Origin of the sequence: Streptomyces sp. NRRL WC-3618, from assembly GCF_001280005.1 — a bacterium.
GTDB lineage: Bacteria > Actinomycetota > Actinomycetes > Streptomycetales > Streptomycetaceae > Streptomyces.
Map to the genome: position 1 here is coordinate 39,231 of NZ_LGDW01000348.1, position 16,106 is coordinate 55,336.

The 16,106-nt window shown below is 69.9% G+C and carries 12 protein-coding genes and 1 pseudogene; 7 read left to right on the plus strand and 6 right to left on the minus strand.

Annotated elements, in window-relative coordinates:
- Positions 1-12 precede the first annotated feature (12 nt).
- Positions 13-147 (plus strand): annotated as a pseudogene (locus ADL01_RS46600) (metal ABC transporter permease); the annotation flags it as partial.
- Positions 148-249: 102 nt separating this feature from the next.
- On the opposite strand, the gene ADL01_RS25510 reads toward ADL01_RS46600, so the two are convergent.
- Positions 250-864: a hypothetical protein gene (locus ADL01_RS25510; protein ID WP_053744350.1), complete on the minus strand. Its 615-nt coding sequence runs from the start codon at positions 862-864 to the stop codon at positions 250-252.
- A 240-nt stretch (positions 865-1,104) separates the two neighbouring features.
- Between ADL01_RS25510 and ADL01_RS25515 the strand changes: the two genes are divergently transcribed.
- A complete protein-coding gene (locus ADL01_RS25515) occupies positions 1,105-4,296 on the plus strand; it encodes a glycoside hydrolase (protein WP_234354791.1) in 3,192 nt (1,063 codons plus the stop codon).
- Here the strand turns inward: ADL01_RS25515 and ADL01_RS46605 are convergent.
- The 5 genes from ADL01_RS46605 to ADL01_RS25535 all read right to left on the minus strand — a co-directional run bounded on the left by ADL01_RS46605 (position 4,277) and on the right by ADL01_RS25535 (position 8,170).
- Positions 4,277-4,612: a hypothetical protein gene (locus ADL01_RS46605; protein ID WP_053744351.1), complete on the minus strand. Its 336-nt coding sequence runs from the start codon at positions 4,610-4,612 to the stop codon at positions 4,277-4,279. The genes ADL01_RS25515 and ADL01_RS46605 overlap by 20 nt on opposite strands.
- Before the next feature lie 158 nt (positions 4,613-4,770).
- Positions 4,771-5,886: a PP2C family protein-serine/threonine phosphatase gene (locus ADL01_RS25525; protein WP_053744352.1), complete on the minus strand. Its 1,116-nt coding sequence runs from the start codon at positions 5,884-5,886 to the stop codon at positions 4,771-4,773.
- 172 nt (positions 5,887-6,058) lie between these two features.
- Complete coding sequence (locus ADL01_RS25530) at positions 6,059-6,817, minus strand: IclR family transcriptional regulator (RefSeq protein WP_053744353.1); 759 nt, start codon at positions 6,815-6,817, stop codon at positions 6,059-6,061.
- Positions 6,790-7,020 carry a hypothetical protein gene (locus ADL01_RS44885; RefSeq protein WP_159049630.1) on the minus strand — a complete coding sequence of 77 codons (231 nt, stop codon included), beginning with the start codon at positions 7,018-7,020 and terminating at the stop codon, positions 6,790-6,792. Before ADL01_RS44885 ends, ADL01_RS25530 begins: the two co-directional genes overlap by 28 nt.
- 160 nt (positions 7,021-7,180) lie before the next feature.
- On the minus strand, positions 7,181-8,170 hold the full coding sequence (locus tag ADL01_RS25535) for a LacI family DNA-binding transcriptional regulator (protein WP_053744354.1): 990 nt from the start codon (positions 8,168-8,170) through the stop codon (positions 7,181-7,183).
- Between the two features lie 300 nt (positions 8,171-8,470).
- Here ADL01_RS25535 and ADL01_RS25540 point away from each other — a divergent pair, with 300 nt between their 5' ends.
- From ADL01_RS25540 to ADL01_RS25560, 5 genes are all read left to right on the plus strand, one after another.
- Positions 8,471-9,397, plus strand: coding sequence for a carbohydrate ABC transporter permease (locus ADL01_RS25540; protein ID WP_053744355.1), 927 nt, complete (start codon positions 8,471-8,473; stop codon positions 9,395-9,397).
- A 3-nt stretch (positions 9,398-9,400) separates the two neighbouring features.
- Positions 9,401-10,348 (plus strand): carbohydrate ABC transporter permease, encoded by a 948-nt coding sequence (locus tag ADL01_RS25545; protein ID WP_053744356.1) that lies wholly within the window; start codon positions 9,401-9,403, stop codon positions 10,346-10,348.
- Positions 10,349-10,434: 86 nt separating this feature from the next.
- A complete protein-coding gene (locus ADL01_RS25550) occupies positions 10,435-11,775 on the plus strand; it encodes an ABC transporter substrate-binding protein (RefSeq protein WP_053744357.1) in 1,341 nt (446 codons plus the stop codon).
- A gap of 83 nt (positions 11,776-11,858) precedes the next feature.
- Positions 11,859-13,904, plus strand: a complete 2,046-nt coding sequence (locus tag ADL01_RS25555) for a beta-galactosidase (protein WP_053744358.1) — start codon at positions 11,859-11,861, stop codon at positions 13,902-13,904.
- Positions 13,905-14,047: 143 nt separating this feature from the next.
- Positions 14,048-16,099 (plus strand): RICIN domain-containing protein, encoded by a 2,052-nt coding sequence (locus tag ADL01_RS25560; protein ID WP_053744359.1) that lies wholly within the window; start codon positions 14,048-14,050, stop codon positions 16,097-16,099.
- The last annotated feature ends 7 nt before the right edge of the window (positions 16,100-16,106 follow it).

Below are 16,106 nucleotides of genomic sequence, written 5' to 3' on the forward strand. Positions count from 1 at the left end.
CCGTCCCGGCGCCTCGCCCTGGGCAGTTCCCTCCCCATCAGCCCGTACGTCACGACGGTCTCGTTCACGGTCTACGCCCTGTGCCGCGCGGCCGGCACCTACCGCACCCGGCGGTGGGGACACAGGAGAACGGCCCCGCAGCCCGCCCGACACCGGCCCCTTTCCCGGCCCGCCGGGCTGCGGCCCGAACCCTCCAGCCCTGGTGACGTCTTCACCACCAGGCACCAACTCCCGGTTTCACGTGCCGAGTTACAGTCCGTCGCTCACCATGGCGGCGACGAGCCGGACATGGCGGTCGGCCGCCGTGCCGGAGAACTCGTTGTCGTAGTTCAGACCGTAGGGCCAGAAGTGGCCGCCGCCCGTGGAGAGTTTGGCGCTCGCACCGTCGAACTGCCTCACCAGCGCCGTGGCCCGAGCGCCTCTCCAGGTGCCGCTGCCACCGAGGGAGGACCAGCCCGAGCTGGTGCCCACCCCTATGGTGTGGGCGATCTCGTGCAGGGCGGTCCGCTCGTTCATGTAACCGCGGTTGCCGCCGAAGCGAATTGTCCCGTTGAGGCTGCCGTCGGCGGTGGGCACTCCGGGCTCATAGCGGACGGTGAGGCTCTTCCCGAGGTCGCTGAGATTGTTGTACCGGGACACGGCGGCGTTCATGGCGGCGGTGATCAGGTTGTAGGCATTCTGCTGGTCCGTCGTGGGATTGCCCGCGCGCACGAGGGTCCAGGTGATGGTGGCCGCCGGGGCCCGCTCCCCCGACACCGGGGCGGTCTGCGGGGCGGCCTCCGCGATGCCGGGGCCTGCCAGCATCGCGGCTGCCAGGGTGGCGACGACCGCCTTGCCACGCCAAGGGACTCGCTGTGAACTCATGGGGGCTCCTGTGGGGGGATGAACCGTCGCGTAGGGACGACGGCACCCTGAAAGCGCTTTCCCAGGTTGGCCCGGAGGCTAGCCATATGTTTCGGACACGTCAACGGACCGAACCAAGTCCCGTCGCTCCAACGGAACTTGCGCACCATCTTGACGTGTTCATTTTTGTCATCAAGCATGCCGTCAGCTCGATTCCTTGTGTTCGATTCTGTTCGCCTCCTCGTTGTGGAAGGGAGTGCCGTGTCCTCTCGGCATCGCCATCGCATCGCCCGGGTCCTGGCTCCGACGGTCCCCCTGGCGCTCGGCGCGGGTCTCCTGATCCCACAGTCCGCGGCGAGCGCGGAAGCGGCGGCCCCGAGCGCCGTCACCGTGCGGATCGACCCGTCGTACCAGCAGCAGGAGTTCCAGGGCTGGGGGACGAGTCTCGTCTGGTTCGCCAACGCGACGGGCGGCTATCCGGATCCCGTCCGACGACGGCTGGTGGACATGCTGTTCGGCAAGGACGGGCTCGATCTCAACATCGCGCGCTACAACATCGGCGGCGGCAACGCCCCGGACGTGCGCACCAACTACATGAAGGCCGGCGCGACCATGCCGGGCTTCTGGAAGGCCCCGGCGGGCACCACCCAGAAGGACAGGGACTGGTGGAACCCGAACGACCCGGCCGACTGGAACTGGGACGCCGACGCGAACCAGCGCTGGTGGGTGGACCAGATCAAGGACAAGGTGACCACCTGGGAGGCGTTCAGCAACTCGCCGCCCTGGTTCCAGACGGTCAGCGGCTATGTCTCCGGGGGCTTCGACGCGAACACGGACCAGATCCGCGCGGACCGGGTCGACGCGTTCGCCGCGTATCTGGTGCGGGTGACCGAGGAGCTGGAGAAGCGGCACGGCATCACATTCGACACCATCGATCCGCTGAACGAGCCCAACACCAACTACTGGGGCACCCAGTTGGGCGCCGACGGCCAGCCCACGGGCGGCCGCCAGGAAGGCGCGCACGCCGGGCCCGGGCTTCAGCAGAAGGTCGTGCTCGCCCTCGACAAGGCGCTCGCCGGTGCGAAGACCGACGCGGCGGTCTCCGCGATGGACGAGACCAACCCGGGCATCTTCACCCAGAACTGGAACACCTACGGCGCCGAGGCCCGCGCCGCCGTCGACCAGCTCAACGTGCACACCTACGGCACCGGTATGCGCACCAGCGCCCGTGACATCGCCAAGGGCGCCGACCGGAAGCTGTGGATGAGCGAGGTCGAGGGCACCTGGGGCACCGGGACCGACTTCACGAGCATGGAACCCGGGCTCGGCATCGCCGGCCGGATGGTCGACGACATGCGTGAACTGGAGCCCTCCGCCTGGGTGTTCTGGCAGCCCATCGAGGACGCGATCCCGCAGGCCGCGGCCGGCAAGAACTGGGGCAGCATCCACGTCCCGTTCAACTGCACGGCGGCGGACACCCTGGAGACGTGCCCGATCAAGACCAACTCGAAGTTCCACACCATCCGGAACTTCACCCACTACATCCGGCCCGGCGACCACTTCGTGAAGACCGACGATCCGTCCACGGTCGCCGCCGTGAAGGCGTCCGGCTCCGCCGCGACTGCCGTGCACGTCAACAGCGGTACGACCGCGCGTTCCGTGACCCTCGATCTCTCGCGCTTCGGCACGATCACGGGCAAGGCCTCCGTCACGCCCGTGGTCACGAGCGCCGACGGCGCGCTCGTCCAGGGCGCGCCGGTCCGCGTGACCGACCGGCGTGCGACGCTCACCGTCCCCGCGAAGTCGGTCACGACCTTCCTGGTCTCGGGTGTCAGCGGCGTGGCGAAGGACGCCGCCCTCATCCAGCCCGGGCACGTCTACCGGCTCCAGGGCACCCAGAGCGGCAAGTCGCTCACCCCGTCGGACGACGGCACCGGCGTCGTCATCCGCACGACCAATGCGGCGAACCCCCGACAGCTGTGGTCCGTACGGCAGTTGACGCCCGGCACGGGGAACCGTGAACGCTTCGTCCTCACCAGCGCCGCCACCGGCAAGCGGCTCGCCGTGCGCGACAACGCGGCCGTCCTGGAAAACCCGGACCAGGCGCCCGGCAGCGCCGCCCAGTGGATCCTGTCGACCACCGGCGACGGCTCCTGGACGTTCGTCAACGCCGCCACCGGCCGGCTGCTCGACGTCACCGGGCAGTCCTCGGCGGACGGCACGAAGGTGTCGACGTACACCCCGACCTCGGCGGCGAACCAGCGCTGGGCCGTGACCGACGAGACGGCGCTGCGCACCGAGCCCGCCAAGGCGTTCACCGTCCCGGGTCTGCGGCCCGAGCTGCCGAACACGGTGACGCCGGTGCTGCGGGACGGTGCCCGGGGCGCCCTGCCCGTCGTGTGGAACCTGCCGTCGGACCGGTCCTGGCGCAAGGCCGGGACGGTGCGGGTCAGGGGTGCGGCGACCGACGCTCTGGGACGCGTGGTCCCCGCTAAGGCGGTCGTCACCGTCGACACGATCGCCTCGACCCTGCCCGGCCGTGCCAAGACGTACGTGGACGGGCAGCCGGAGTTGCCCGCAACAGTCGTCGGCGTCGGCAGGCACGGCGGCCGGACCGATCTTCCGGTCACCTGGGACCCGGTGACCGACAGGACCTTCGACGCGGCCGGGACCGTCACCCTGCGCGGCGTCGCCGGGATCGTCGGCGGCGGTACGGCCGACGCGACCGCACGCGTCCAGGTCACGGCACCGGTGGCGACCGACATCGCGCCCGACCCGGACGTCTCCGTCGCCGCCACGTTCACCGAGAGCGGCTACTCGGCGGAGGGGCTGCGCAACGGCGACCTGTCCGAGAAGGCATGGTCCAACTGGAAGCCGGGGAACACCAAGAACGCCTCCGACACCATCACGTTCACCCTGCCGAAGGCCCGCGACCTGAGCAGGGTCGTCGCGCACTTCTACCGGGACGGGTCCAGCGCGTCCTTCCCGGAGAGCCTGAAGGTGCAGGTGCGGGCCGCCGACAGCGACCTGTGGTCCGACGCGAGCGACCCCGTCCCGGTCGGCACCGAGGGCACGCCGGTGATCGACGTACCGCTGACCACGGGGCCGGTGGCCGAGGTGCGGGTGGTCATGACGGCGCGCCAGGGCGGTTACCTGACCATGAGCGAGATCGAGGTGTACGCCAAGTCTCCCGGCGTCTCCGCGGACTCCGCCGCAACGTCGGTGGAGGTGGCCGGCGTGCCGGTCGCGTCCTTCGACCCGGGGACGACCGACTACCAGGCGGTGACCGGCGATCCGGCACGGGCCGCGGTCACGGCGACGGCCCGCGACCCCTATGCGAACGTCGCGGTCGAAACGATCCGGGAACACGGCCGCACGCGGGCCGTCGTCACGGTGACCGGCGAGGACGGAACGCGGACGACGACGTACCGGATCACACTCGTACGCCGCTGAGGGCGCGCTCGGAGCCGAGGAGCATCGCGGCGCCGTTCGTCGCGCCGGGTCCGGGTGGGGTGGCCGCCCGGAGCCGCCGCCCGCACTGGGCCCGCGCTCGTGGTGTGACTCCACGGACGGACTCGGCGCAGTACACCAGCGGGCCGCACTGGACGACGGCCGTGCCGCACAGGGCGTCGATGCACGGGTCCGGTGCGATCCAGCGTGACGCCACGGGGAGTTCGAGCCGTATCCCATCGCCGGGCCGGAACGCCAGGGTGACCTGCGCCGTGCCCGGGGTACGACAGAGGACGTGCCGTCCGGGCCGACCAGGCACACCGTGGCGCCCTCCGTCCAGCGGCGCGCCCGGGTCGCGTCACCCGAGCCGGTGTGCCGGCGGTCCGACACCCACGGCAGGTGCGGGCCGGGCACAGAAGTTCACGGCCCGGAACGCCGCCGGCACACCGGACTTCGGTACGCCGGTGGCGCTCGGCGTCACACCGACCGCGCCTTCTGGCGAGTGACCGCCGCTTCGGGAGCCGTGGGCGCGGTGCTCGTCGGTCCGCCCGCCGACGGTTCGGGAACGACCACTTCCCGGACCGTCGGTTTGCGGATGAGGAGCAGCGCCGCGTCGTCGTGGAGCCGGCCGCCCACATGGGCCAGCAGTTCGTCGTGCAGCGCGTCGAGGGTGCGGGAGGGCTCGTCGGAGGCGTGGCGGGCCAGTCCTTCGTGGAGCGGGTAGAAGGCGCGGCCCGGGTCGCGGGCCTCGGTGACGCCGTCGGTGTACAGCAGGAGCTGGTCGCCGTTGCTGAAGGGCAGCACCTGGAGGTCGGGGGTGTGCCCGGTCAGGGCGCGCAGCCCGAGGGGCGGGGCCGGGTGCGTGGGCTCCACGGTCACGAGGGCGCCGGAGGCGCGCACCAGCAGCGGGGGCGCGTGTCCGCAGTTCACCACCTCCAGCTGCCCGGTCCTCGGGTATCCGGCGACGACGGCGGTGACAAAGTCGTCCGCGCCGAGGTTACGGGCGAGACTCCGCTCGATCCTGTCGACGACGGCGAGGAGGTCGGGCTCGTCGTAGGCGGCCTCCCGGAAGACGCCGAGCACCAGCGCCGCGGTCCCCACGGCCGGCAGCCCCTTGCCGCGCACGTCGCCGACGATCAGTCTCACCCCGTAGGGCGTCGGTATCAGCGCGTACAGATCGCCGCCGATCCTGGCCTCGGCCGCCGCCGCGCTGTAGCGGACGGCCACCTGGAAGGGGCCGACCGTCGCCGGTACGGGGCTGAGCAGGGCGTGCTGGGCGGTTTCCGCGACCGAGCGGACGGCGTCGAGCACCCGTTCCCGCCGCCCGCGCAGCGCGCTGGCCAGCCCGCTCGCCAGGGTGACGGCGGCCAGGGCGGAGAGTACGGCGGCCAGTTCCCTGGCTGGTACGCCGTCCCGGGCGCCGAGCGCCGCGCCGAGGGTCCCGGCGAGGAGGCCGACGCCCAGGACACCGCGCGGCCCGTTGGTGGTGGCGGCCAGCGCGGGTCCGGCGGCGAGCAGCGGCAGCCAGCTCGTCCCGGCGCCGCCGACGAGGTCGACCAGGACGACGGCGGAGACGATCAGTACGGGCAGCATGGACACGCGGTTCCTGAACGCTCGTACGCGCCGATGGTCTCCGCCATGGTGTCGGGCCTGACTCATGTTCCGTCCGCAGTCCTCACCTGTGTACGGGGCGCGCCCCGAAATGCCTGTTTCGTCCAGACATTCAGGAAACGCGATCACCAGGGCGACAACAAGAAGAGGATTTTCAGATAGTGAGCGAGAGACTCCTGGTCACGCGGTCCGCGGTCGGAAGCAGCCGCGCCCGGATCTCCGGCAGCCGGGCGAGCCGGTCCGCCGGCAGGGAGACGCCGAGCGAGCCGATCGTGTCGCCCCGGTAGACGGGGACGGCGACACAGACCGTGCCGAGGGAGTACTCCTCCAGGTCCGTGACGGCGGGGGCCACCGGTGAGGAATCGATACGCCGGAGCAGTTCCACCCGGCTGGTGATCGTTCTCGGGGTGAGGTCGCTGAGGTGGTGGCGGGAAAGGTAGTCGTCGCGGGAGTTCCCGTCCAGTTCCCGCAGGACGGACTTCCCGAGGGCCGTGGCGTGTCCCGCGTCCTCGAACCCCACCCAGAGGTCGACGCGGGGCGCCCGGGGACCGTCGACGATCTCGGCGACCCGGATCTCGCCCTCCTCGTAGAAGGTGAGGTAGGCGGCGGTCGCCAGCTCGTCCCGCAGCGCGGCGAGCGTGGGACGGATACGGCTGAGCAGCGCCTGCCCGCCCGCCCCGACCTGCAACGACCCCAGCTTGTCTCCCAGGATGAACCCGCCGTCGTCCAGTTTCCGCAGGTAGCCGTCGTGGACCAGGGTCCGCAGCAGATGGTAGGCGGTGGCCAGGGGCAGCCCGGTCTCGCGGGCCAGCTGCTTCGCAGGCGCCCCGTTCACATGCGCGCTCACCGCCTCCAGCAGGCGGAAGGCCCGCTGGACGGAGGTGATCAGCGTAGGGCCGTCGTGCGCAGCCATAGGACCAGCGTGCGCCCGGCGCGGGGTGTGGGCAAGGCGTGCGGGGCGTCGCGGGCAACCGAGTCCGTCAAGTGCGGTCGTCCCTGCTGGGGAGCGGCCTCCTGGACGCCGGCGCCCGGCCGGGACGGATCCCCGGGCATGGTGCGCGTGCGCCCGCCTCCGCGCGCCGCCGGTGCCGGGGTGAGGGCGGCCCGGATGGGCACGGGCGCCTCCGCCCACGTGCGCCCATGAGGAGACGCCACCGGCTCGCGGCCCGAGGCCCTGGTGGCGAAGAACCCGCACGGCGCCGCAGCCGCCTGTGCTCAGCAGGCCGCCGCCGTTACCGCGTACCACCACTTCGAAGCCGGCGCCCGCGCCGCCCCCTCACCGAGACGGCGGCGGCGCCGTACTGTCCCGCAGGACCAGTCGCGTCGGCACGAGCGTCGTCCCGTGTTCCGTCGCGTCCTGGCGCATCTGCCGCAGGACGCCCTCCACGCACAGCCGCCCCACCTCGGCGAAGTCCTGGTGCACGGTGGTCAGCGGCGGCAGGAACGAACTCGCCTCCGGGATGTCGTCGAAGCCGATCACGCTGACGTCCTCGGGCACCTTGCGCCCGCTCTCGTGCAGCGCCCGCAGCAGCCCCAGCGCCATCTGGTCGTTGGCCACGAACACCGCTGTGCAGTCCGGCAGTGCGGCGATCCGCAGCCCGGCGTGGTAGCCGGACTCCGCCGACCAGTCGCCGCGCACCAGGGGCGGCGCGGTCCGTCCGGACGCGAGGAGCTCGGCGCGCCAGGCGTCGGTGCGGCGCTGCGCCGCGTACGAGTCCTCGGGGCCGGCCAGATGCCAGACCGTGTCATGCCCGAGGTCCAGGAGATGCCGTACGGCGGTCCGGGTGCCGCCCGCCTGGTCGGTGTCGACCACGGTGTAGCGGTCGCCCGCGTCGGAGTCGGCCACGACCACCTGGACGTGCGGCGGCATGGAGAGGGTCGACGCGTCGAGGAGGTGCACCTCGAGGATGACGATGACGGCGTCGACGGCGAGCTCACCGAGCCGTGAGAAGGCTCCGCGCACCTCGTCCTGCGTCGGCACGGCGACGGGCAGCAGGGTGACCGAGTACCCCTCCTGCGCCGCGGAGGTGGCGATCGCCTCCAGGGTGCGGACGTTTCCCGTGGTGGACAGGCCGAAGGTGATGACGCCGATGGTGCGGAACTCTCCGCGTTTGAGGGCACGGGCGGCGCTGTTGGGCCGGTAGCCCAGCTCCTTCATCGCCGCGAGGACCTGCCGGCGCGTCTCCTCGTTGACGCCGGGGAAGCCGTTCGACACCCGGGAGACGGTCTGCGAGGACACTCCGGCCACCCGGGCGACGTCCGCCATGGAGACGCTCTGTGTACGACGGGCAACCCGATTCCTGGTGCGTGTGCGCGCCCGCGTCGGCTCCGCCGAGGTGCCGTCAGCTGCGTTCACCCGTCCACCCTCCCAGTCCGGTCCAAAGTTACCCCGACGACCCTTGACCAGCGTCGGGCGAGCGGTGTAGACATGCCGCCATCAGATGTTTACGTAAACATAACAGCCGCCGACCCTCTCGCGGGGGTTCTGCGTGCAGGGATGTTTACGTAAACATCGGGGCGGCGGCGGACCAGCGTCGGTTCCGAGACGGACGAGCGAGGCACGACAATGACAACCCTAGAACCGCCGGTGGCCGTGAAACGCGCCCCGGCCCGCCCCGCGGCGAAGAGGGACCGCCGCTCATGGACGGGATGGGGGTTCGTAGGCCCGTTCGTGGCGGTGTTCGCCCTCGTCTTCCTGGCACCCATCGGGTACTCGATCTACCTCAGCCTCTTCAGGGACCAGCTGATCGGCGGGACCAGCTTCGTCGGCCTGGACAACTACACGCAGGCCCTCCAGGACGACCAGTTCTGGGACTCGCTGGCCCGGGTCTCGCTCTTCCTGGCCGTCCAGGTACCGATCATGCTCGGTATCGCCCTGCTGATCGCCCTGGCCCTGGACAGCGGACGCCTCTTCGGCAAGGACTTCTTCCGCATCGCGATCTTCCTGCCGTACGCGGTGCCCGCCGTGGTCGCCACTCTCATGTGGGGCTTCATGTACGGCACGAAGTACGGGCTGGTCGGTGACATCAACAGCGCGTTCGACGTGACCCTGCCCGACCCGCTCTCCAGCGATCTGGTCCTGGCGTCGATCGGCAACATCGTCACGTGGGAGTTCATCGGCTACAACATGCTGATCTTCTACTCCGCGCTGCGGGTGATCCCGCTCTCGCTCTACGAGGCGGCGGAGATCGACGGCGCCGGGCAGTTCCGGGTGATCACCGCCATCAAGCTCCCCGCGATCCGCGGCGCGCTCGTCATCGCGACGATCTTCTCGATCATCGGCAGCTTCCAGCTCTTCAACGAGCCGGCCATCCTGCGGCCCCTGGCGCGCAACGCCATCACGACCGACTTCACCCCGAACTTCTACACGTACTCGCTGTCCTTCAACGGCCAGCAGCACAACTACTCCGCGGCGGTCGCCATCATCATGGGGCTGATCACGATGGTCATCGCCTATGTCGTGCAGCTCCGCGGCATGCGCAAGGGAGCGTGAACCATGAGCAGCTCCGTCACCACCACCTCCCCGTCCGCGTCCGCGCCGGCCGACGGCGCCCCCAAGAGGGCGCCCCGGCTGCGCACCGGTCATAAGCACACCCCCGGCCGCCCCAAGCGCAGCATCCTGCTGACCGTGCTCACCGGTCTGATCCTGGTCTACACGGTCGTGCCCCTGATCTGGCTGGTCATCAGCGCCACCAAGAGCATGGACGGGCTGGCCAATTCGAACGGCATGTGGTTCGCCAAGGACTTCGCCCTCTGGCAGAACATCCACGACACGTTCACCTACCACGACGGCATCTTCGTCCGCTGGCTGCTGAACACCCTGCTGTACGTCGTGCTCGGCGCCGGCGGCGCCACCCTGCTGGCCATTCTCGGCGGCTACGCGCTGGCGAAGTTCACCTTCCCCGGCAAGCGCGCCGTGTTCGCCGTGGTCATCGGCGCTGTCGCGGTCCCGGGTACGGCCCTTGCGGTGCCCACCTTCCTGATGTTCAGCAAGATGGGGCTGACCGACACCCCGTGGGCGGTGATCATCCCCTCGCTCGTGTCGCCGTTCGGGCTGTACCTGATGTGGGTCTTCGCGTCGGAGGCGATCCCCACCGAACTGATGGAAGCGGCCCGCATCGACGGAGCGGGCGAGGTGCGCACCTTCTTCCAGGTCGCCCTGCCCCTGCTCGCCCCCGGCACCGTGACCGTCCTGCTGTTCACCACGGTCGCGACCTGGAACAACTACTTCCTGCCGCTGATCATGCTCAAGGACCCGAACTGGTACCCGTTGACCCTGGGTCTGGACGCCTGGAACTCGCAGGCCCAGACGATCGGCGGCGACGTCGTCTTCAACCTGGTGATCACCGGCTCCCTGCTCACCATCATCCCGCTGATCGCGGCGTTCCTCCTGCTCCAGAAGTACTGGCAGTCCGGCCTCTCGGCCGGAAGTGTCAAGGAGTGATCCACCCCCAGACCCCACAAGACCCCCTCGGCTTCACCGTATTCAACCCTCACCTGTCCCACCCACGAAGAAGTGGAAGCACCTCGATGCGCAGAACCACCGGCCGCCTTGTGCGCGGCGTCACCCTGCTCTCCGTCCTCGCCCTCGGCGCGACCGCCTGCGGCAGCTCCGACGACAGCGGCTCGGAGCAGAAGGCAGTCTCCGCCGGCGACATCCAGGCGGCCCTCAAGAAGGGCGGCACGGTCAACGTCTGGGCCTGGGAGCCCACGCTGAAGTCGGTCGCCGCCAACTTCGAGAAGAAGTACCCCAAGGTCAAGATCAACCTGGTGGCCGACCGGTCCGGTGACAAGCACTACACCGCCTTGTCGAACGCCATCGCGGCCAAGAAGGGTGTCCCGGACGTCGCGCAGGTCGAGTACTTCGCGCTGAGCCAGTACTCCCTCACCAAGGGCCTGACGGACCTGGCCCCGTACGGAGCCGACAAGCTCAAGGCCAAGTACACGCCCGGCCCGTGGAACGCCGTGAACGACGGCGCCAAGGTCTACGGCCTGCCGATGGACTCGGGCCCGATGGCGATGTTCTACAACAAGAAGGTCTTCGACAAGTACAAGATCGCCGTCCCCACCACGTGGGACGAGTACGTCGAGGCGGCCCGCAAGCTGCACAAGGCCGACCCGAAGGTCTACATCGCCAACGACGCCGGTGACGCGGGCTTCACCACCAGCCTGCTGTGGCAGGCCGGTTCGCGCCCGTACAAGGTCGACGGCACCAAGGTGTCGGTCAACTTCGACGACGCGGGTGCCAAGAAGTACACGGACACCTGGCAGAAGCTCATCGACGAGAAGCTCGTCTCGCCGATCAACGGCTGGACCGACGACTGGTACAAGGGTCTGGGCGACGGCACCATCGCCACCCTGACCACCGGTGCCTGGATGCCCGCCAACTTCGTCACCGGTGTCCCGAAGGCGGCCGGCCAGTGGCGCGCGGCCCCCATGCCGGCCTGGACCAAGGGCGACAAGGCGAGCGCGGAGAACGGCGGCAGCTCGCTGACCCTGCCCGAGCTGGGCAAGAACAAGGAGCTCGCCTACGCGTTCGTCGAGTACGCGAACGCCGGTGACGGTGTGCAGACCCGCGTCGACGAGGGCGCCTTCCCGGCGACCACCGCTCAGCTCCAGGACCCGGCGTTCCTGAGCAAGAAGTTCGACTACTTCGACGGCCAGGAGGCGAACAAGATCTTCGCCGAGTCCGCCGCCAACGTCGCCAGCGACTGGTCGTACCTGCCCTTCCAGCAGTACGCCAACTCGATCTTCAACGACACCGTCGGCAAGGCCTACGTCTCCGGCGTGAAGCTTCCCGCGGCGCTGAAGACCTGGCAGGACGCGTCCGTCAAGTACGGCACGGAGCAGGGCTTCACCGTCGAGAAGTAGCAGTTGGGCAGTAACAGCCGAGGAGCGGCCGGGCAGCGTCAAAGCCGGCCGCTCCTCGTACCCCCGTACCTGGAAGGACCACCATGACCTCCGCCTCCCCGTCCCGTCTGCCGTACGGGCCGGACGGTGACTCCGCGCCCCGTCTCGCCTACGGCGCCGACTACAACCCCGAGCAGTGGCCTCGGGAGGTGTGGGAGGAGGACGTACGGCTGATGCGCGAGGCCGGCGTCAACATCGTCTCCCTGGGGATCTTCTCCTGGGCCCGTATCCAGCCGGACGCGGACACCTGGGACTTCGGATGGCTCGACGAGGTCATGGACCTGCTCCACGAGGGCGGGATAGGCGTCGACCTGGCCACCGCGACCGCGTCCCCGCCGCCGTGGCTCACGACCGCGCACCCGGAGATCCTCCCGGTGACCTCCACCGGCGAGACGGTCTGGCCGGGCGCGCGCCAGCACTGGCGCCCCACCTCGCCGGTCTTCCGCAGCCATGCGCTCGGTCTGGTCCGGAAGATGGCGGAACGATACGCCAACCACCCGGCGCTCGTGGCCTGGCACATCTCGAACGAGCTGGGCTGCCACAACATCTACGACTTCTCGGACGACGCCGCCCACGCCTTCCGTGAGTGGCTGCGCGCCCGCTACACCACCCTGGACGCCCTCAACCACGCCTGGGGCACGGCGTTCTGGTCGCAGCGCTACAGCGACTGGGCGCAGATCCTGCCGCCCCGGCTGGCCGGCTCGCACCCGAACCCCACCCAGCAGCTGGACTTCAAGCGGTTCTCCTCGGACGCGCTGAAGGACTACCTGGTCGCCGAGCGGGACATCCTGCGGGAGTACACGCCCGAGGTCCCCATCACCACCAACTTCATGGTGATGGGCGGCACGAAGGGCATGAACTACCCCGACTGGGCCGGGGAGATCGACTTCGTCTCCAACGACCACTACGTCCACCCGGGCCCGCAGGACCGCGACGAGCTGTCCTTCTCCGCCAACCTGACCAGCGGTATCGCGGACGGCCGTCCGTGGTTCCTGATGGAGCACTCCACCAGCGCGGTCAACTGGCAGCACGTCAACGTGGCCAAGCGGCCCGGTGAGCTGGCCCGCGACTCGCTGCTGCACGTCGCGCACGGCGCCGACGCCGTGTGCTTCTTCCAGTGGCGTCAGTCGGCGGCCGGCGCCGAGAAGTACCACTCCGCGATGGTGCCGCACGCCGGCGCCGACAGCGAGGTCTTCCGTGCGGTGGCCGCCCTCGGCCAGACCCTGAAGGACCTGGCGCCGATCGCGGGCTCCGAGCGCGAACCGGCCCGTGTCGGGATCGTGTTCGACTGGGACTCCTGGTGGGCCAGCGAGCAGGACTCGCACCCCACCGCCCTCCTCGACTACCGCCAGGAGGGGCTGAACTGGTACTCGGCGCTCCTTTCCCTCGGCATCCGCGCCGACGTCGTCACCACGCGCACCGACTTCAGCCGCTACGACGTGCTGATCACCCCGGTCCTGCACATGGTCCCGGCGACGCTCGCCAAGGAGCTGACGCGGTACGCGGAGACCGGCGGCCATCTGGTCACCACGTACTTCTCCGGTGTCGTCGACGAGAACGACCACATCTGGCTCGGCGGCTACCCGGGCGCCCTGCGCGACGTACTCGGCATCCGCGTCGAGGAGTTCGGCCCGCTGCTCGAAGGTGAGACGGTCGAGGTCGACGGCGGCGGTACGGGCACGGTGTGGACCGACCGCGTCGACGTGACCGACCCCGAAGTCGAGGTCCTCGCCCACTACCGCTCGGGCGCGTACACGGGCCGCCCGGCCGTCACCCGCCGTACGACGGGTGAGGGTTCGGCGTCGTACGTCTCCACGCGGCTGGGCGCCGACGGCCTCGCGGCGCTGCTGCCGGAGCTGCTCGCGCCGGCCGGCGTCGACAGCGAGCTGCCCGAACCCGCCCGTGGACGCGTCGAGTTGACCGTACGGCAGGGCGGCGGAAGCCGCTTCCTGTTCCTGGTGAACCGCAGCGAGGAGGAGGTGCCGCTGCCGGGCCTCGACGGCGAGCGGCTGTACGGCGGTACCGACACCGACGGCGTTCTCGTCCTCGCGCCGAGGGAAGTCGCCGTAGTGCGCCGACCCGCCCTCTGAGCGACACCCCGCGCCACATCCGTACCACCCTGAACTCCCCTGATTGAAGGGGCACACCGTCGTGCCCCGTGTCCGTGCGCAGCCGCGTGCGGTGCGGGCACGGCGGTCCACCGCAGCGACCACATCTGAGTTGGGAGCACACGTTGGCACGTCGTACCCGCACACGACACCTTCTGGGAGTCGTCGGCATCACCGCTCTGGCCACTTCGGCCGCCCTGGTCAGCGCGCCTTCGCCGGACGCCCAGGCGGCCGTCGAGGCAGCGGCCTCGTCCGTCACGGTCACCCCCGATCCCTCCTACAGCCAGGAGAAGTTCGAGGGCTGGGGCACCAGTCTGGTCTGGTTCGCGAACGCGACCGGCGACTACCCCCCGGCGGTCCGCGAGAAGCTCGCGAAGCTGCTGTTCGGCGACGACGGGCTGGCGCTGAACATCGCCCGTTACAACATCGGCGGCGGCAACGCCCCCGACGTGAAGGACTATCTGCGGGCCGGCGGGGCCGTCGAAGGCTGGTGGAAGGCGCCCGTGGGCACCACCCGCACGGACACCGACTGGTGGAGCGCCGACGACCCGGCCGACTGGAACCCGAAGGCGGACAAGACCCAGCGCTGGTGGGTGGACCGCATCAAGAAGGACATCACCCACTGGGAGACGTTCAGCAACTCGCCGCCCTGGTTCATGACGGAGAGCGGCTATGTCTCCGGCGGTTTCGACGCCAACACCGACCAGCTGAAGGCCGATTCGGTCGACGACTTCGCCGCCTACATGGCGGGGGCGACGAAGCGGCTGGAGAAGGCCGAAGGCATCAAGGTCGACACCGTCGACCCGTTCAACGAGCCCAACACCAACTACTGGGGCACCAAGCTGGGCGCGGACGGCCTGCCCACGGGCGGCCGTCAGGAAGGCGCCCACATCGGCCCCGCGCTCCAGCAGAAGGTGCTCGCCGCGCTGGCTCCGGCCCTGAAGAAGGCCAAGGTCAGGTCCGGGATATCGGCGATGGACGAGACCAACCCGTCCATCTTCGCGAACAACTGGAACTCCTACTCGCAGGATTCCAAGGACCTCGTCGACCAGATGAACGTCCACACCTACGGCACCGGCCAGCGCACCACCGTGCGCGACCTCGCCAAGGCGGCCGACAAGCCGCTGTGGATGAGCGAGGTCGAGGGCGACTGGGGCGACGGGCAGAGCTTCACGGACATGCGTCCGGGTCTCGGTCTCGCCCAGCAGATCGTCGACGACCTGCGTGAACTGGAGCCCAAGGCCTGGGTCTTCTGGCAGCCGGTCGAGGACTACGACAACATGAAGCCCGGCGGCGAGTCCGCCAAGGGCGGCAACTGGGGCAGTGTCCAGCTGTCGTTCAGCTGCAAGAAGACGGACACGCTGGCGTCGTGCCCGATCTACACGAACACCAAGTTCGACACCGCCCGCAACTTCACGCACTTCATCAAGCCCGGCGACAAGCTGATCAAGGTGGACGACACCTCCAGCGCCGCCGCCGTGACGAAGGACGGCAAGGGCGTCTCGCTCGTCCACGTCAACAGCACCACCGCGGCCCGTGACGTCACCATCGACCTCTCCAAGTTCCGCACCGCCAAGGGCAACGCGACCGTCACGCCGACCGTGACCAGCGCCGACGGCAAGCTCAAGCAGCAGGCCCCGGTCAAGGTCGTCGGCGGCAAGGCGACGTACACCGTCCCCGCCCAGTCGGTGACGTCCTTCGCCGTCAAGGGTGTCTCGGGTGTCGCGAAGAACGCCGGCCTGTTCAGCAAGGGCCACTCCTACACGCTGACCGGTGTGCAGAGCGGCAAGGCCGTGACGGTCGCCGCCAATGGCACGAGCCTGGTCCTCGGCTCGGCCAACGGCACGGTCGCGCAGAACTGGCAGCTCGACGCCCGGCACGGCAAGAAGGGCGCCCGCCAGCGGTTCGTGTTCGCCAACCCCGCCGAGGGCAAGCGACTGGCCGTCCGCGACAACGTCCCCGTGGTGGAGCCCGACACGGGCAAGCGCGATCCGGCCACCGAGTGGATCATGTCGACCACCGGTGACGGGACATGGACCCTGATCAACGCGGCCACCGGCCGCCTTCTGGAGGTCGGCGGCCAGGCGACCAATGAGGGCGCCGCCGTCACCACCTGGATGGCCAACTCCGGCTCGAACCAGCGCTGGAGGGTCACGGACGTGACCGCCCGGAAGTGACCCGGTA